Genomic DNA, 17,222 nt, shown 5'->3' with positions numbered 1-17,222 from the left:
AAGTGGCCGCCTGTCGGTGCCGGCTACTTGTCGATGTCGCCGACGACGAAGAACATCGAGCCGAGGATCGCCACCAGATCCGGCACCAGACATCCGGGGATCAGCGTGGCCAGTGCCTGTACGTTCGCGTACGACGCGGTCCGCAGCTTCATTCGCCACGGCGTCTTCTCACCACGGGACACCAGGTAGTAGCCGTTGACACCGAGCGGGTTCTCGGTCCACGCGTACGTGTGCCCCTCCGGTGCCTTGACCACCTTGGGTAGCCGGACGTTGACCGGACCGGTGAGCTGGTCGACCCGATCCAGGCAGCGATTGGCCAACTCCAGCGAGACGTACACCTGGTCCAGCAGGACCTCGAAGCGGGCATGGCAGTCGCCGGCGGCCCGGGTGACGACCGGTACGTCGAGTTCGCCGTAGGCGAGATACGGCTCGTCGCGCCGCAGGTCGAAGTCGAGCCCGCTGGCGCGGGCGACCGGTCCGGTGGCACCGAACGCGGCGGCGGTAGCGGCGTCCAGCACCCCGACTCCGACCGTACGGGCGAGAAAAATCTCGTTGCGTCGGATCAACCGGTCGAGATCCGGCATCCGGGACTCGACCTGCCCGATAGCCCGCCGGGCCCGGTGGGTCCAGCCAGCCGGCACTTCTTCCTTGAGCCCGCCGACCCGGTTGAACATGTAGTGCACCCGCCCGCCGGAGACCTCCTCCAGCACCGTCTGCAGGGTTTCGCGTTCGCGGAACGAGTAGAACATCGGGGTGATCGCCCCGATCTCCAGCGGATACGAGCCAAGAAACATCAAGTGGTTCAGCACCCGGTTCAACTCGGCCAGCGCGGTCCGCAGCCAGACCGCCCGCTCGGGCACCTCGATGCCCATCAGCCGTTCCACGGCCAGTGCCACCCCGAGTTCGTTGGCGAACGCGGAGAGCCAGTCGTGCCGGTTGGCCAACATGATGATCTGCCGGTAGTCGCGGACCTCGAACAGCTTCTCGGCACCGCGGTGCATGTACCCGACGACCGGCTCGCAGGCGAGCACCTGCTCGCCGTCGAGTACCAGCTTCAACCGCAGTACGCCGTGCGTCGACGGATGCTGCGGCCCGATGTTGAGCACCATGTCGGCGGTGTCCAGGCCGGCGCCGGTGCCGACGGTCAATCTGCGCACTCCGGTGCCGCCGCCGTCCATGCCCGCCATCGTGCCACGCCCGACCGTGCCACGCCCGACCGTGCCACGCCCGGCGTGGGGCGCGAGCCGGCAGGCGCCCGACGTCAGGCGCCGGCCAGCAGGGATTCGCCGGAGACAGCCAGCCCGACCGGCTGGACCAGCCACCAGTGTCCGCCGAGCCCGTGCGGGTCGGTCAGCTCCGCCGCGGCGCTCGCCGTGGACAGCGCCGCCAGGTAGCCGTGCGGGTCGGCGGTTGCCGTCGCCAGCGGCGGCCGCCGACCGTGCACCCCGAGTTGGTGCAGCGCGTCCCGTTGGCGCAGCAGGCCGTAGGGCGGATTGGCGGAGGCGCCGGCGGCAGCGGCCGAATCGACCGCCACATGAGCGGTGATGTCGCAGGTGCCGTCCGGTATCGCGGCGACCTCGCGGCCGGCGCGGAAGCCGGTCAGCGTGCCGGTCGGCGGCCGGTCGGAAGATCGATGACCGTAGTCGACGGCAACGGCCGCGCCGCGTCGTAGCGCCCGTACCGCGTCAGCCCACGCTTCGTCCCTGGGCCGGCCGATCTCCGCCCGCCCGCCGTCGGGCAGCGCCGGCCACCAACGGGTCAACCAGGCGGCGTCGGCGTCGGTGACCGGGCCACCCGGCCGCTCGATCCCGGTCGCCGGATCGACCAGCCGGTAACGCGGTTGGCCGTCGACCCGCTCTGACACGTCCAGCGGTACGTTGTCCAGCCATTCGGTGGCGATCAGCAGCCCACTGAATCCGTGCGGCAGGCTGTGCCGCCAGCGGATCTGGTCGGGCAGCCCAGCGGGTCGCGGAGCCAGGTCCACGCCGGTCAGCCGCAGCCGACCGGCCACCGGCGTGGCGCCTGTGGTGGCCGAATGCACCGCGGCGAGCAGCTCCCCGCCCCCGGCGCCGAGGTCGACCAGATCGACCTGGCCCGGACGACCGAGCAGTTGGTCGACCCGGATCACCAGCCGTAGCACCGCCCGGGCGAGCAGCGTTCCGCTCTGCGCGCTGGTCCGAAAATGTCTGGCCGGTGTCCGCGATCCGGTGACGTAGAAGCCGCGCGGCCCGTACAGAGCGGTGGCGATCGCGTCTCGCCAGGTCAGCACCTGCCCACCCTAGATCAGGGGGTGAAGGTTTTCACACACCGTTGTTTCGGGCATGTGGCAGCGGCGCATACTGGTCATCGACCGGTACCCACGTTTTCGAGGACTGGATCACATCATGAGCGCACGGGCGCGCCCGCTGGCGAGGGCAAATCCCGCTGTCGGCGTCATCGGCGCCGGCCGGGTGGGCGCGGTGCTCGCCGCCGCGCTGGCGGCCGCCGGCTATCCGATCTCCGCCGTTTCCGGATCGAGCCCGGCCAGCCGGGATCGGATCCGCCGCCTGCTACCGGCCGTACCGCGCCGGCCGGCCGCCGAGGTGGCCGCTGCCGCCGAGGTGCTGATCGTCGCCGTCCCCGACGACGCCTTGCCGATGGTCGTGGCCGAACTCGTCGCCGCCGGGGCGATCCGCCCTGACCAGGTGGTGACGCACATTTCCGGGGCGCACGGGCTGGCGGTGCTCGCCCCCGCCGCGCGGGCCGGGGCGGCGACACTCGCGCTGCACCCGGCGATGACCTTCACCGGCGACGCGGCCGATCTCGACCGGTTGCCCGGCACGAGCTACGGCGTCACCGCCGCCGCGCATCTGCGTCCGCTGGCGACGCGCCTGGTCGGCGCGCTCGGCGGTGCGGTGGAGTGGGTGGCCGAGACGGACCGGCCGCTCTATCACGCCGCGCTTGCGCACGGCGCGAACCACCTCGTCACCCTCGTCAACGAAGCGACTGACCGGCTGCGTGACGCTGGTGTCGACGACCCGGTCCGGGTGCTTGCTCCGCTGCTGCACGCGGCCCTGGACAACGCGCTGGCCCGCGGCGACGCAGCGCTCACCGGGCCGGTGTCGCGTGGCGACGCCGGCACGGTGGCCCGGCATCTGGACCGGCTCGCCCGGACCGCCCCGGAGAGTCTGCCCAGCTACCTGGCGCTGGCCAGGCGAACCGCTGATCGCGCGATCGCCGCCGGCCGACTCACCGCGGCCGAGGCCGTGCCCCTGCTCGACGTGCTGGCCAGTGTCACCGCGCCGGCTCGGGAGCCGGTGCGGTGAGCCGGCCACCGTTGGCACCGGCCGGTCTGCAGGTGGTCTGGACCCGTGCCGAACTCGCCGAGTTGCGCGCCGGATGGTCCGGAACGGTCGCCGTGGTGATGACGATGGGTGCGCTGCACGACGGGCATGCCGCGCTGCTGCGGGCCGCCGCCGCGCTGGCCGACCACGTGATCGTCACGATCTTCGTCAATCCGTTGCAGTTCGGCCCGACCGAGGATTTCGACCGCTACCCGCGGACCATCGATGACGATCTGGAAATCTGTCGGCGGGCCGGGGTAGGTGCCGTGTTCGCGCCCGGGCGCGGCGAGATCTATCCGGACGGCGAGCCGCTGGTCCGGGTGAACCCGGGGCCGTTGGGGGAGGTGCTGGAAGGCGCCAGCCGGCCCGGTTTCTTCCACGGTGTGCTCACCGTGGTGCTCAAGTTGCTCAACCTCACCCGGGCGGACTTGGCCTTCTTCGGTGAGAAGGATTACCAGCAGCTGACTCTGGTCCGGCGGATGGCGCGCGACCTGGACCTGCCGGTGCGCATCGTCGCAGTGCCGACCGTCCGGGAACCGGACGGGCTGGCCCGGTCCAGCCGCAACCGCTACCTGACCCCGCAGCAGCGGCAGGTAGCGCTCGGGCTGGCCGCCGCGTTGCGGACCGGCGCCGAGGCGGCGGCGACAGGTGCGGCACCCGAAACGGCGCTGGCCGCCGGCCGGGCCGCCTTCGACCGGCACACGGCGGGTGCCGCCGAGCTCGACTATCTGGCGCTCACCGACCCGGACCTCGGGCCACCTGCCACCGGCGCGGCCCGGCTGCTGATCGCCGCCCGGGTCGGCGACACCCGGCTGATCGACAACGCTCCGGTGGAGTTGACCGGTGCCGGAACGGAAGGACCCTGATGCTGCGCACCATGCTCAAGTCGAAGATCCACCGGGCCACGGTCACCCAGGCCGACCTGCACTACGTCGGTTCGGTCACGGTCGACCAGGAGCTACTCGACGCGGCGGACCTGCTCCCCGGCGAGCAGGTGGCGATTGTCGATGTAACCAACGGTGCTCGTCTGGAGACGTACGTCATCGCGGGAGCCCGGGGCAGCGGAGTGATCGGGATCAACGGTGCCGCCGCACATCTGGTCCACCCAGGCGACCTGGTCATCCTGATCGCGTACGCCCAGTTCACCGATGCCGAGGCCCGTGCGTACCAGCCACGGGTGGTCCACGTCGACGGCACCAACCGGGTCGTCACCCTCGACGCCGACCCGGCCGGCGCACCGGCCGGGCTGATCGGTGACCCGGTGCGCGGCGACGGCGTCGAGTGGCCGGCGGTTGTCGCCACGCCGTAGCGTGGGACCGGTCACCGCCGCGGCGCGCTGTCACGCGGCCGGTGAGCGGTCAGTAGCCGGCGGGTGACGTATGCTCGGCGGTCCGGACCGCCAGCCAGTGCCCGTGGGGAGGGACACGATGCGCCGTTGGACCGCTGCCGTGGCGGTCGGGGGAGCGCTAACGCTCGGCCTGACCGGCTGTGGACTGCCCGGTGGGGTCGACGGGGAGCTGACCAACGGCTGGGCGCCGATCCCCGAGCCGAGCCCGTTCGTGCCACCGGCCGAGGTCTGCCACCCGGGTGACTTCGCCGAGACGGCGTACCTGTCGTCGTACAGCCCGGTGGACTGCTCGGTCGCGCACCGGGTGGAGACGGTCCATGTCGGCGCGTTCGGCGACGCCCTCGCCGAGGCGGCCGAGCCGCCCGCCCAGGGCTCCGCCGAGATGCGCGGCGCGTACGCCGAGTGCGACACCGAGACCGCCGAGTACGTGGGCGCCGACTGGCGGCTCGGTCGGCTCTGGGTCGGTGTGGCGGTGCCGTCGCCGGCGGCCTGGGGCGGCGGCGCCCGGTGGTTCCGCTGCGACGTCACCGAGGTCACCAACGTCGAGGACAACGGCGGCACGGCCAGCCGTACCGCCAGCCTGCGCGACGCTCTCGCGGAGCCGTCGCCGCTGCATCTGACCTGTTACGCGGTCCGAAACGACAGTAACGGGGCGATCGACACGATGCCGGCCGAGCAGTGTGACAAGCCGCACAACGCGGAGTTCGCCGGGGTGTGGCAGGCGCCGGACATCCCGTACCCGACCCGGGACCGGGACTGGAACCAGTTCCACACCGAATGCCGCAAGGTCATCGGCGGCTATGCCGGCGTTCCGATCGACGACAACCTGCAGTTCCGCACCGGGGTGATCTCGCTGCCCGGCGGTGCCGCCGAATGGGCGGCCGGCAACCGTGGGGTCCGCTGCTACCTGTGGCTCAACGAGCGCGATGTCGACCGGTCCCTGAAGGGCGTGGGCACCGACGGGCTCCCCATCCAGTACGAGTAGTGGCCGGATCCAGTACGAGTAGTGGCCGGCCAACCGGTACGAGTAACGGCCGGCCGACCGGCCCCCGGCCGGGTGCACCTGCCCACATCCGGTCGCCCCGACAGGCAGTCGCACCGGCCGGCGGGGTTCACTTGGCGCATGCTCGCCCAGACCCCGGACCTGCCCCTACTACCCGGCCGGCTCGCCGCGCCGGATCCGGGCTGGGCGGAAACCACCGATGTCGTGGTCGTCGGGTCCGGCATCGCCGGCCTGACCGCGGCGCTGTACCTGCGCGAGGCCGGGCTGCACGTCACCGTGGTGACCAAGGTCAACATCGACGACGGGTCGACCCGATGGGCGCAGGGCGGGATCGCCGCGGTCCTCGATCCGTTGGACACTCCGGCCGCGCACGCCCAGGACACCGAGGTCGCCGGCGTCGGCCTGTGCGACCCGGCGGCGGTGCGGGTGCTGGTCGAGGAAGGGCCGGCGCGGATCCGGGAACTCATCCGGGTCGGTGCCGAATTCGACCGCGATGCCGACGGCGCGCTGCTGCTCACCCGCGAGGGCGGCCATCGGGCCAACCGGATCGTGCATGCCGGCGGCGACGCGACCGGCGCCGAGGTACAGCGTGCCCTGCATGCCGCGGTGCGTCGCGATCCGTGGATCCGACTGGTCGAGCACGCACTCGTGGTCGATCTGCTGCGGGCCGGAGCGCAGCGCGACGGGCGGGCCTGCGGAGTGACCCTGCACGTGCTCGGTGAGGGCAGCGAGGACGGTGTCGGGGCGATCCTGGCCCGTGCCGTGGTGCTCGCCACCGGTGGCATGGGGCAGGTCTTCGCCACCACCACCAACCCGGCGGTCTCCACCGGTGACGGGGTCGCGGTGGCGCTGCGTGCCGGTGCTGCGGTGGCAGATCTCGAATTCGTCCAGTTCCACCCGACCGCGCTGGTGGTGCCGACCGGAGTGGGGCAGCCCGGCGGTGGGCCGCTCGGCAGCGGGCAGCAGCCGCTGGTCTCCGAGGCGCTGCGCGGCGAGGGCGCCCACCTGGTCGACGACGACGGCAAGCGGTTCATGATCGGCCAGCACGAGTTGGCCGAACTGGCACCTCGCGACGTGGTCGCGAAGGGCATCCACCGGGTGCTGACCGCGACCGACGGGGACCATGTCTTTCTCGACGCCCGCCACCTCGGCGGCAAGTTCCTCGCTCAGCGGTTCCCCACCATCGTCGCGTCCTGCCGGGCGGCGGGCATCGATCCGGCGCAGGACCTGATCCCGGTCGCCCCGGCCGCCCACTACGCCTCCGGCGGGGTGCGTACCGATCTGCACGGCCGGACCACGATTCCCGGCCTGTACGCCTGCGGCGAGGTGGCCTGCACCGGGGTACACGGAGCTAACCGGTTGGCCAGCAACTCGTTGCTGGAAGGGCTGGTGTTCGCCCGGCGGATCGCCCGGGACATCGCCCGTGAGCTACCTGCCCAGGCCGACCCGGCCGCCGGCGACGACGGTACCCGGGGCGCGGCCTGGGTGGTGCCCGCAGCCGCCCGGCAACCGTTGCAGCGGTCGATGAGCCGGGGCGCCGGGGTGCTGCGTTCCGCGCTCACCCTGGCCGGCACCGCCGCTGCGCTGCATCACCTGGCGGGCGGGCGGGACACGCCGACGACCGCCGCGTGGGAGGCGACTAACCTGGTCACCGTAGCCACCGCGCTGGTCGCGGCGGCCTACGCCCGGCAGGAGACCCGGGGCTGTCACTGGCGTGACGACTTTCCGAAGGCCATGCCGGACTGGTCGGGCCACCTGGTCACCAGCTTGGGCCTGGCCGGAGCGCCCGATCTCGTCTGGGAGCCGTCATGGGTAGCGAGGTGACCGCCGCAGGTCTGCGCGCCTGCGGCCTGGACCCGGTGACGGTCGAGCGGATCGTGGTCGGCGCGCTGGCCGAGGATCTCGGTCCGGACGGGCTGGACGTGACCACCGCGGCGACGATCGATCCGGACCAGCGTGGTGCGGCCGAGCTGGTGGCCCGGGCGGGTGGCGTGGTGGCCGGGCTGACCCTGGTCGCAGTGGTCTTCGAGGCGGTGCCACCGGGTAGCGGCGACATCGAGGTACGCCTGCACCGGGCCGATGGCGACCGGGTACCACCGGGCACCGTACTGGCCACGGTCACCGGCCCGGTGCGGACCCTGCTGACCGGCGAGCGCACCGTACTCAACCTGATCAGCCGGATGTCCGGGATCGCGACGCACACCCGGGCCTGGGCGGACGCGCTGTCGGGTAGCACGGCGACGGTGCTGGACACCCGCAAGACCACCCCCGGCCTGCGGGAGCTGGAGAAGTACGCGGTGCGGGTGGGCGGCGGTGGCAACAAGCGGATCGGCCTGTACGACGTGGCGATGGTCAAGGACAACCACAAGTTGGCTGCCGGCGGGGTGGCTGCCGCGTACCGGCGGGTCCGGGCGGCGTTCCCCGGTGTCAGCGTCGAGGTCGAGGTGACCACCGTGGCGGAGGCGGTGGCGGCGGTGCGGGCCGGAGCGAGCTACCTACTCTGCGACAACATGCCGCCGGACCTGCTGCGCGAGGTGGTCGCCGCGGTGGGTGACCGGGCCGAGCTGGAGGCGACCGGCGGGTTGACCCTGACCAACGCGGCGCAGTACGCGGCGACCGGAGTGAATTTCCTGTCGGTGGGAGCGCTGACCCATTCCTCTCCGATCATGGACATCGCGCTGGACCTGCGTACCGGCGGCACCGACCGGTGCGTCGGCTGAACGAACGGTCGAGGAGACCACATGCTGCTCTGCATCGACATCGGCAACACCAATACGGTGCTTGCCACGTTCAGCGGTGACAAGCTCGTGCACTCCTGGCGGATCAAGACCGACGCCCGGTCCACCGCCGACGAGCTGGGTCTGATGTTCCGTGGGCTGCTCGCCGGTGACGCGGTGGAGATCACCGGGGTGGCGGCCTGCTCGACGGTGCCGGCGGCACTGCGCTCGCTGCGTACGATGCTCGGCCGCTACTACGGCGACATCCCGAACGTGATCGTGGAGCCCGGCGTGCGGACCGGCGTCCAGTTGGCGATCGACAATCCCAAGGAGGTCGGGTCGGACCGGGTGGTCAACACCCTCGCCGCGCATACGCTCTACGGCGGTCCCTCGATCGTGGTCGACTTCGGTACGACCACCAACTTCGACGTGATCAGTGCCCGGGGGGAGTTCCTGGGCGGGGCGTTCGCGCCCGGCATCGAGATCTCCTTCGACGCGCTGGCCGCCCGGGCCGCCCAGTTACGCAAGGTCGAGCCGACCCGACCCAGGTCGGTGATCGGCAAGAACACGGTGGAGTGCCTGCAGTCGGGGATGTATTTCGGATTCGCCGGTCAGGTCGACCGGATCGTCGAGCGGATGGCTGCGGAGTTGGGGCAGCTCAGTGCCGTCATCGCCACCGGCGGACTGGCCCCGGTGGTGATCGGCGAGTGCCGGACGATCACCCACCACGAACCGATGATCACCCTTATCGGCCTGCGGATGGTGTACGAACGCAACACCTGACCCCGCCCGGGTGCTTGTCGGCTGCAGTGCCGGATGCTCCTTGAGTACGCTCGTGCCGGATCTCGCTACGAGGTCGAACCCGTTGTCCGTACCCCCTGTTTCTGAGGATGCCCGCCGTGACCGAGCACGTGACCGTACCCGCCGCCGAGGATCTCCCGGAGCAGATGAGGGTACGCCGGGAGAAGCGGGACCGACTGCTGGCGCAGGGCAGGCAACCGTACGCCTTGGGCTATCCGCGGACCGCGTCGCTGGCGCAGTTGCGTCAGCGGTTCGGCGATCTGCCGACCGACGCCGCGAGCGGGGAACAGGCGGCGGTGACCGGCCGGGTGATCTTCGTCCGCAACACCGGGAAGCTGTGCTTCGCTACTCTGCGTGAAGGAGAAGGCGCGGAATTGCAGGTGATGCTCTCCCGGGACCGGGTCGGCGCCGAGTCGCTGGAGGAGTGGAAGCGTCTGGTCGACATCGGCGATCACGTCGGAGTCACCGGAGAGGTCATCACCAGCCGTCGCGGCGAGTTGTCGGTGCTCGCCGAGTCCTGGCAGATCACCGCCAAGGCGCTGCGCCCGTTGCCGGTGGCGCACAAGCCGTTGAGCGAGGAGGCCCGGGTCCGCCAACGGTACGTCGACCTGATCGTGCGACCCGAAGCCCGGCGTACGGTTCGCGCACGTGCGACGACCATGCGTGCATTGCGTGACTCGTTGCACCGCCGGGACTTCATCGAGGTGGAAACCCCGATGCTGCAGGTGTTGCCGGGCGGTGCCGCCGCCCGTCCGTTCGTTACGCACAGCAATGCTCTTGATGCTGATCTGTATCTCCGAATCGCACCCGAACTTTTCCTCAAGCGTTGTCTGGTCGGTGGCCTCGATCGGGTGTTCGAGATCAACCGAAACTTCCGGAATGAAGGCGTTGACTCGTCGCACTCGCCGGAGTTCGCGATGCTGGAGATCTACGAAGCGTACGGAGACTACGACAGTATGGCGCGGTTGACCCGAGAACTGGTACAGGAGTGCGCTTCTGCGATCACCGGGTCACATGTGGTTACCCATGTCGACGGGTCCGAGTTCGATCTGGGCGGGGAGTGGCGCACTGTCACTCTGTACGGAGTGTTGTCAGAAGCTCTCGGCGAGGAAGTCACCGGAGTCACCGACCGAGCGCAGTTGCTGCGCTACGCCGAGAAGTTCGACGTCGCCGTGGATCCTAAGTGGGGTCCGGGCAAGCTCGCCGAGGAACTCTTCGAAGAATTGGTCGTGCCGCGGCTGCAGGCGCCGACGTTCGTGCGCGACTACCCGGTCGAGACCAGCCCGCTGACCAGGGCCCACCGGTCGGTGCCGGGAGTGGCCGAGAAGTGGGACCTCTACGTGCGGGGTGTCGAGTTGGCCACGGCCTACAGTGAGCTGGTGGATCCCGTGGTGCAGCGGGAGCGACTGATCGCCCAGGCCCAGCGCGCCGCTGGCGGCGATCCCGAGGCGATGCGGCTGGACGAGGACTTCCTGCGGGCCATGGAGTACGGAATGCCGCCGGCTGGTGGCATGGGAATGGGAATCGACCGGTTGCTCATGGCCCTGACCGGCCTGGGTATTCGCGAAACCATCCTCTTCCCGCTCGTCCGGCCGGAGTAGTTCGGCCAACTTTTTTCCGTGACTTTGCGCGTCCTATTGACGGGCGGCGCGTCTTTCGGGCTATTGTGCTCTTGATTGCGGGAGAACGTGCTCGGAAGGACAACGGCCTGTGGCCAAGCAGATCATTCACAAGCTGGTCGACGATCTGGACGGCGGTGACGCCGACGAGACCGTCAAGTTCGCCCTCGACGGCGTCCAGTACGAGATCGACCTCTCGGCGAAGAACGCGGAGAAATTGCGGCACGTTTTCGCTCCGTACGTGGCCGCTGGCACCAAGATCGGCCGCGGTGGCGTGGTCGTGGGTGGCCGCGCCGCGCGGGGCCGGGGCGGTGCTGCTGCCGACCGGGAGCAGAACCGGGCGATCCGGGCCTGGGCGAAGAAGGAAGGCAAGGAGATCTCCGACCGCGGGCGCATCCCGCAGGAGATCGTGGACGAGTATCACGCCAAAGCCGGGCGCTGACCCGTCCGGGCCGGCCGGACACTGGTCCGCCGGCCGCCCGGCGGCGTGACGTGACACGAGGCACGGATGTGACATCCGTGCCTCGTGTCCCTTTAGTGCCAGTCGCGACTCTTGTCAGGTAAAGTGCAGCCGACGGTGCCGTGCGTCCCGTCAGGAGCGGTGCCGATTTCGCTCACCGCGTAGCGCGCAGGCCTCGGGGAACAGCCAGTGAGCCGGCACAGTTGGGTTAAAGGTCGCGGATCGCCCCTGCTCCGGCTGGACACGGTACGAGCGGAACCGTTCCGCGGCGATAGAGTGATGGCACGGGCTTCCATCTGGGAGCTCGTGCGCTGGCCCCGCCAAGACCACTGGCGCACGGCACGTGAGGAGCACGAGGGCATGTTCGAGCGGTTCACCGACCGAGCGCGACGGGTTGTCGTCCTGGCTCAGGAAGAAGCCCGGATGCTCAACCACAACTACATCGGCACGGAGCACATCCTGCTCGGCCTCATCCACGAGGGTGAGGGCGTGGCGGCGAAGGCCCTGGAGAGTCTGGGTATCTCGCTGGAAGGTGTGCGTCAACAGGTCGAGGAGATCATCGGCCAGGGTCAGCAGGCGCCGAGCGGGCACATCCCGTTCACGCCGCGGGCCAAGAAGGTCCTGGAGCTGTCGCTGCGGGAGGCGCTGCAGCTGGGCCACAACTACATCGGTACGGAGCACATCCTGCTTGGTCTGATCCGCGAGGGTGAGGGCGTGGCGGCCCAGGTGCTGGTCAAGCTGGGCGCCGACTTGAACCGGGTGCGTCAGCAGGTGATTCAGCTGCTGTCGGGCTACCAGGGCAAGGAGCCGGCCGCCGCGGGTGCCGCCACCGGCGAGGCCGCCCCGTCGACGAGTCTGGTGCTGGACCAGTTCGGCCGTAACCTGACCCAGGCGGCGCGGGAGGGCAAGCTCGACCCGGTGATCGGTCGGGAGAAGGAGATCGAGCGGGTGATGCAGGTGCTCTCCCGCCGGACGAAGAACAACCCGGTGCTGATCGGTGAGCCTGGGGTCGGTAAGACGGCCGTGGTGGAGGGCCTGTCCCAGAAGATCATCAAGGGCGAGGTGCCCGAGACGCTGAAGGACAAGCAGCTCTACACTCTCGACCTCGGTGCGTTGGTGGCCGGTTCCCGCTACCGGGGTGACTTCGAGGAGCGTCTGAAGAAGGTGCTCAAGGAGATCCGTACCCGGGGCGACATCATCCTGTTCATCGATGAGATCCACACTCTGGTGGGTGCGGGTGCGGCCGAGGGTGCGATCGACGCGGCCAGCATTTTGAAGCCGATGCTGGCCCGTGGCGAGCTGCAGACCATCGGCGCGACGACGCTCGACGAGTACCGCAAGCATCTGGAGAAGGACGCCGCGCTGGAGCGGCGGTTCCAGCCGATCCAGGTGGGTGAGCCGTCGCTGGCGCACACCATCGAGATCCTCAAGGGTCTGCGGGACCGGTACGAGGCGCACCACCGGGTGAGCATCACCGACGCCGCCCTGGTTGCGGCGGCGACGCTGGCCGACCGGTACATCTCCGACCGGTTCCTGCCGGACAAGGCGATCGACCTGATCGACGAGGCGGGTGCCCGGATGCGGATCCGTCGGATGACCGCGCCGCCGGACCTGCGTGACTTCGACGAGCGGATCGCCCAGGTGCGTCGGGACAAGGAGTCCGCGATCGACGCGCAGGACTTCGAGCGGGCCGCGCAGCTGCGGGACAAGGAGAAGCAGCTGCTGGGGCAGAAGGCGCAGCGGGAGAAGGAGTGGAAGGCCGGCGATCTCGACGTGGTCAGTGAGGTCGACGACGAGCAGATCGCCGAGGTGCTGGGCAACTGGACCGGTATCCCGGTCTACAAGTTGACCGAGGAGGAGACGTCCCGGCTGCTGCGGATGGAGGACGAGCTGCACAAGCGGGTCGTCGGGCAGTCCGATGCGGTCAAGGCGGTGTCGAAGGCGATCCGGCGGACCCGTGCCGGGTTGAAGGACCCGAAGCGGCCGTCCGGGTCGTTCATCTTCGCCGGTCCGTCGGGTGTCGGTAAGACCGAGCTGTCGAAGGCGCTCGCCGAGTTCCTGTTCGGCTCCGAGGACGCGTTGATCCAGCTGGACATGTCGGAGTTCCACGACCGGTACACGGTGTCCCGCCTGGTGGGTGCCCCGCCCGGGTACGTCGGCTACGACGAGGGCGGGCAGCTGACCGAGAAGGTGCGGCGTCGGCCGTTCTCGGTGGTGCTGTTCGACGAGATCGAGAAGGCCCACCCGGATGTGTTCAACACGCTGCTGCAGATCCTGGAGGACGGTCGGTTGACCGACGGTCAGGGTCGGATCGTGGACTTCAAGAACACGGTGATCATCCTGACCACGAACCTGGGCACGCGGGACGTGGCCAAGGCGGTGTCGTTGGGCTTCCAGGCGTCGGAGGATTCGGAGTCGAACTACGACCGGATGAAGCAGAAGGTCAACGACGAGCTGAAGCAGCACTTCCGGCCGGAGTTCCTCAACCGGATCGATGACACGATCGTGTTCCATCAGTTGAACCGCACCGAGATTCTGTCGATCGTGGACATCATGATTTCGCGGATCGAGGCACAGCTGCGGAACAAGGACATGAGCATGGAGTTGACCGACAACGCGAAGAAGTACCTGGCCAAGAAGGGTTTCGACCCGGTGCTCGGTGCCCGGCCGCTGCGTCGGACGATCCAGCGTGACATCGAGGACAACCTGTCCGAGCGGATTCTGTTCAACGAGCTCAAGCCGGGTCAGATCGTGGTGGTCGACTGCGAGGGCGATCCGGAGGACATCGACAAGTCCAAGCTCGTCTTCCAGGGCGCGGAACGACCGGTCGCCGTGCCGGACGCGGTACCCGCCGACCTCGGCGGCACTGCTGCGGCCGGCGCCGACGAGTAGCCTTCGACCGGTCGCGCCACGACACTGAGCGACGCGATACCGCACACCGGGCGACACCTATTACGAGGCGCCGACATCGTCGGCGCCTCGTAACGTGTCCATCACTGCCCGCAACGCATCCGTCGCTCGGGCCCGTCTGCTCCTCCGGAACGTTCCTCAGCCGCCCTGGCCGGCAAGCGCGTAGGCGCTCGGCGGCGCGTCCGCTACCGAGACCGGCTCCACCAAGCCGTCCTCGATCAGGCTCGCCAGCGCCCGTCGCCGCTGCAGATCGTCGGCCCACACCAGATCCAACCGCTGCTGTGGCACCGGACCGGTCGACTCCCGCAGCACCGCCAGCAGCAGACCACGAACCTGCCGGTCGGTGCCGGCGTACTGCTGGGGCCGCCGGCTCGGACCGGCCGACGCCGGCCGACCGCCGATCCGCCAGGCACAACGGTCGGCCAGCGGGCACGCCCCGCAACGTGGTGTACGGGCCACGCAGACCACCGCGCCGAGCTCCATGAACGCGGCGCTGGCCCGGGCCGCCCGGGCCGGCTCGACCGGCAGCAACGCGGCGGTCGCCGCCAGGTCGGCCGGGCGGGTGGCCGGCCCCGCGTCTGCCGCCCCGTCGACCGCCCGGGCCACCAACCGCCGGACGTTGGTGTCCACCACCGGCTGCCGCTGACCGTACGCGAACGCCAGCACCGCCCGTGCGGTGTACGCCCCCACGCCCGGCAGGGCGAGCAGGTCGTCCAGCCCGGTCGGCACCTCACCACCGTGCCGCTGCACCAGCGCACCGGCGCACTCGTGCAGACGCAACGCCCGCCGTGGGTAGCCGAGCCGTCCCCACATCCGGATCGCCTCGGCCGGTGCGTCGGCGGCCAACTCGGCCGGCCCCGGCCAGCGGTCCAGCCAGGCGTGCCAGGCGGGCAACACCCGCACCACCGGTGTCTGCTGGAGCATCACCTCACTCACCAGGATCGCCCAGGCGCTCGCCCCGTGCTCGCGCCAGGGCAGGTCGCGGGCGTTGCGGTCGTACCACCGGATGGCCGTGTCGGCGAAGCTCACATCGCGCATAGCACGGCTGATACTGCCAGGCCGCCCGGCGGCGACGACGGCCGGTCGGGCAGACTGCTGGACATGGACGAACTCGCGATCACCGTGATCGGGCGCGACCGGCCCGGCATCGTCGCGGACGTCGCCGAGGCGCTCGCCGGGCTGGGCGCCAACCTGACCGACTCGACCATGACCCGGCTGCGCGGCCACTTCGCGATGACCCTGGTCTGCGCCGGCCCGGGTGCCGAGGAGGTGGCGGTCGCGTTGCATCCGTTGACCGCGGACGACCAGTTGCTCGCCACGGTCCGTCCGGTGCCGGCGGAGAGCCACCGGCCGACAGCCGGTGAACCCTATCTGCTCAGCGTGCACGGAGCCGACCGGTTGGGCATAGTCGCGGCGGTGACTCGGGTGGTAGCCGAGGCCGGCGGCAACGTCAGCGATCTCACCACCCGGCTCACCGGCCCGCTCTACGTGCTGATCGCCGAGGTCGAGCTGCCGGTCGGGGTGGCCGGTTGGCTCGGTGGGCGGCTCGCCGAGGTGGCGCGTGAGCTCGACGTCGAGGTGACGCTTCGACCGGCCGAGTCGGACGTGCTGTGAGCACGCTCAGCCGTACCCTCGTGGATTGGTCGGAGGCGGCGCTCGGCGTGCCCGGACGGATCCGTCCGGTGGTCGCCGCACCCGACCAGGTGCTCAGCCGGGCTGGCCAGCCGGTCGATCCGGTGGCCGCCGAGGTGGTCCAACTCGCCGCCGACCTGGTCGCCACCATGCGGGTCTCACCGGGCTGCGTCGGGCTGGCCGCGCCGCAGATCGGAGCCAGCCTGCAGGTCTTCGCGGTGGACGTGACCGGCCATGCCAAGACGGTCACCGGGCACGGCGCGTTCGTGCTGTGCAACGCCCGGCTGATCGAGACGACCCGGTGGCGGCCGGGTCGGGAGGGCTGTATGTCGGTGCCGGACCTGACCGGCGACGTCAAGCGGGCGACCCGGGTGACGGTCGAGGCCGTGCTGCCGGGCACCGGCGAGGCGGTCCGGCTGGTCACCGACGGGTTCGAGGCGCGTGCGGTGCAGCACGAGATCGACCACTGCGCCGGCCTGCTGTTCCTGGACCGGGTGGCCGGGGCGCACGCCGTCTTCCCCCGTAAGACATATCTCTGACGAGGCGACCGCACGATCGGCGCGTCGCTGTCGGGCTGCCCCGGGGTTCCCGATACGGTGTGCCATCATGCGACTGACGGTTGGCCCCTTGCCACCCGCCATCTACTGGCGGCGACGCGCCGTCGTGCTCGGAGCAGTGTTGCTCCTAGTATTTATCGTTGTCTACTCCTGCGTCGGCTCGAACCAAGCGGGTGTGGACACCCGGGCCACGCCGACGCCCAGCGCCAGCAACGGAATACTCACTCCGAGCACCAGTTCGCCCTCGCCGACCGACGGCACCGGCGGCGACGGTAGCGACGACGGGACGTCCGGTGGCGACGGCGATGCCACCGGTAGCGGGGACACCGGTGGTGCGCCCGCCGGCGGCGGCTCGGACGACGGGACGTCCGGCGACGACGGTACGTCCGACGGCGGGGCGACCGGCGGCCAACAGCCGGTGGGCGGCACCGGCGATCAGGGGGTGGCGACCGGCACCTGCACCGACGGCGAGATCCTGCTCACCGCTGCGGCTTCGCAGACCACCGCGCAGCGGGGGGTCACCCTCGCGCTGCGGCTGCGGGTACAGAATATTTCCAGCCGGACATGTGAGCGTGATGTGGGGGCTGATCCGCAGGAGCTGTATCTCAAACGCGGGGCCGAGCTGATCTGGTCCTCCGACACCTGCGGAGCGGCCCGCGGCAGCGACGTGCAGACCCTCGGGCCGGGCACCGCCCGGGACTACCAGATCTCCTGGAACGGCCGGGCGGCCAGCGAGTGCGCCAACAACGTCGCCGTCGGCGATTTCCCGCCCGCCGGCGACTACCAGTTGTTCGCCCGCCTCGGCAGCAAGGTGAGCGATCCGGTGGTCATCACGATCACCAACTGACCGGC

At 70.3% G+C, this 17,222-nt stretch carries 16 protein-coding genes; 13 read left to right on the top strand and 3 right to left on the bottom strand.

What is annotated here, in order from left to right:
* Positions 1 to 23: 23 nt before the first annotated feature.
* Both ACN27F_RS15490 and ACN27F_RS15485 read right to left on the bottom strand, forming a co-directional pair.
* Positions 24 to 1,178, bottom strand: a complete 1,155-nt coding sequence (locus ACN27F_RS15490) for an NADH-quinone oxidoreductase subunit D (protein WP_421434237.1) — start codon at positions 1,176 to 1,178, stop codon at positions 24 to 26.
* An 83-nt stretch (positions 1,179 to 1,261) separates the two neighbouring features.
* Positions 1,262 to 2,266, bottom strand: a complete 1,005-nt coding sequence (locus ACN27F_RS15485; protein ID WP_421440227.1) for an SAM-dependent methyltransferase — start codon at positions 2,264 to 2,266, stop codon at positions 1,262 to 1,264.
* A gap of 118 nt (positions 2,267 to 2,384) precedes the next feature.
* On the opposite strand from ACN27F_RS15485, the gene ACN27F_RS15480 reads away from it, so the two are divergent.
* The 10 genes from ACN27F_RS15480 to ACN27F_RS15435 all read left to right on the top strand — a co-directional run bounded on the left by ACN27F_RS15480 (position 2,385) and on the right by ACN27F_RS15435 (position 14,163).
* A complete protein-coding gene (locus tag ACN27F_RS15480) occupies positions 2,385 to 3,305 on the top strand; it encodes a Rossmann-like and DUF2520 domain-containing protein (RefSeq protein ID WP_421434236.1) in 921 nt (306 codons plus the stop codon).
* Positions 3,302 to 4,189 (top strand): pantoate--beta-alanine ligase, encoded by an 888-nt coding sequence (panC, locus tag ACN27F_RS15475; protein ID WP_421434235.1) that lies wholly within the window; start codon positions 3,302 to 3,304, stop codon positions 4,187 to 4,189. Before ACN27F_RS15480 ends, panC begins: the two co-directional genes overlap by 4 nt.
* Complete coding sequence (gene panD, locus ACN27F_RS15470) at positions 4,189 to 4,632, top strand: aspartate 1-decarboxylase (protein ID WP_421434234.1); 444 nt, start codon at positions 4,189 to 4,191, stop codon at positions 4,630 to 4,632. Before panC ends, panD begins: the two co-directional genes overlap by 1 nt.
* Before the next feature lie 118 nt (positions 4,633 to 4,750).
* Entirely contained in the window at positions 4,751 to 5,656 is a 906-nt protein-coding gene (locus ACN27F_RS15465) for a septum formation family protein (RefSeq protein WP_421434233.1), read from the top strand.
* A 138-nt stretch (positions 5,657 to 5,794) separates the two neighbouring features.
* Positions 5,795 to 7,498 carry an L-aspartate oxidase gene (locus ACN27F_RS15460; protein WP_421434232.1) on the top strand — a complete coding sequence of 568 codons (1,704 nt, stop codon included), beginning with the start codon at positions 5,795 to 5,797 and terminating at the stop codon, positions 7,496 to 7,498.
* Positions 7,483 to 8,394 (top strand): carboxylating nicotinate-nucleotide diphosphorylase, encoded by a 912-nt coding sequence (gene nadC / locus ACN27F_RS15455; protein ID WP_421434231.1) that lies wholly within the window; start codon positions 7,483 to 7,485, stop codon positions 8,392 to 8,394. The genes ACN27F_RS15460 and nadC overlap by 16 nt, the downstream gene beginning before the upstream one ends.
* A 21-nt stretch (positions 8,395 to 8,415) precedes the next feature.
* On the top strand, positions 8,416 to 9,174 hold the full coding sequence (locus ACN27F_RS15450; protein WP_421434230.1) for a type III pantothenate kinase: 759 nt from the start codon (positions 8,416 to 8,418) through the stop codon (positions 9,172 to 9,174).
* A gap of 107 nt (positions 9,175 to 9,281) precedes the next feature.
* Positions 9,282 to 10,793: a lysine--tRNA ligase gene (lysS, locus tag ACN27F_RS15445; RefSeq protein WP_421434229.1), complete on the top strand. Its 1,512-nt coding sequence runs from the start codon at positions 9,282 to 9,284 to the stop codon at positions 10,791 to 10,793.
* A gap of 109 nt (positions 10,794 to 10,902) precedes the next feature.
* Positions 10,903 to 11,253, top strand: coding sequence for a histone-like nucleoid-structuring protein Lsr2 (locus ACN27F_RS15440; protein WP_421434228.1), 351 nt, complete (start codon positions 10,903 to 10,905; stop codon positions 11,251 to 11,253).
* Positions 11,254 to 11,631: 378 nt separating this feature from the next.
* Positions 11,632 to 14,163 carry an ATP-dependent Clp protease ATP-binding subunit gene (locus ACN27F_RS15435; RefSeq protein ID WP_421440225.1) on the top strand — a complete coding sequence of 844 codons (2,532 nt, stop codon included), beginning with the start codon at positions 11,632 to 11,634 and terminating at the stop codon, positions 14,161 to 14,163.
* A 156-nt stretch (positions 14,164 to 14,319) separates the two neighbouring features.
* Here the strand turns inward: ACN27F_RS15435 and ACN27F_RS15430 are convergent, their stop codons facing one another.
* Positions 14,320 to 15,219, bottom strand: coding sequence for an A/G-specific adenine glycosylase (locus ACN27F_RS15430; RefSeq protein ID WP_421434227.1), 900 nt, complete (start codon positions 15,217 to 15,219; stop codon positions 14,320 to 14,322).
* A gap of 63 nt (positions 15,220 to 15,282) precedes the next feature.
* On the opposite strand from ACN27F_RS15430, the gene ACN27F_RS15425 reads away from it, so the two are divergent.
* The 3 genes from ACN27F_RS15425 (at position 15,283) to ACN27F_RS15415 (ending at position 17,217) form a co-directional block, all read left to right on the top strand.
* Positions 15,283 to 15,795: a glycine cleavage system protein R gene (locus ACN27F_RS15425; protein WP_421434225.1), complete on the top strand. Its 513-nt coding sequence runs from the start codon at positions 15,283 to 15,285 to the stop codon at positions 15,793 to 15,795.
* The gene (locus ACN27F_RS15420) at positions 15,792 to 16,352 is read left to right on the top strand and encodes a peptide deformylase (protein ID WP_421434224.1); all 561 of its coding nucleotides are present in this window, start codon (positions 15,792 to 15,794) and stop codon (positions 16,350 to 16,352) included. Before ACN27F_RS15425 ends, ACN27F_RS15420 begins: the two co-directional genes overlap by 4 nt.
* A gap of 67 nt (positions 16,353 to 16,419) precedes the next feature.
* Positions 16,420 to 17,217, top strand: coding sequence for a hypothetical protein (locus ACN27F_RS15415; protein WP_421434222.1), 798 nt, complete (start codon positions 16,420 to 16,422; stop codon positions 17,215 to 17,217).
* The last annotated feature ends 5 nt before the right edge of the window (positions 17,218 to 17,222 follow it).

Origin of the sequence: Solwaraspora sp. WMMB335 (assembly GCF_049179075.1) — a bacterium.
In the GTDB taxonomy this organism is placed as follows: Bacteria; Actinomycetota; Actinomycetes; order Mycobacteriales; family Micromonosporaceae; genus Micromonospora_E.
The sequence above is the reverse complement of the archived record's forward strand: the minus strand, read 5'-3'. Positions and strand labels throughout refer to the sequence as shown.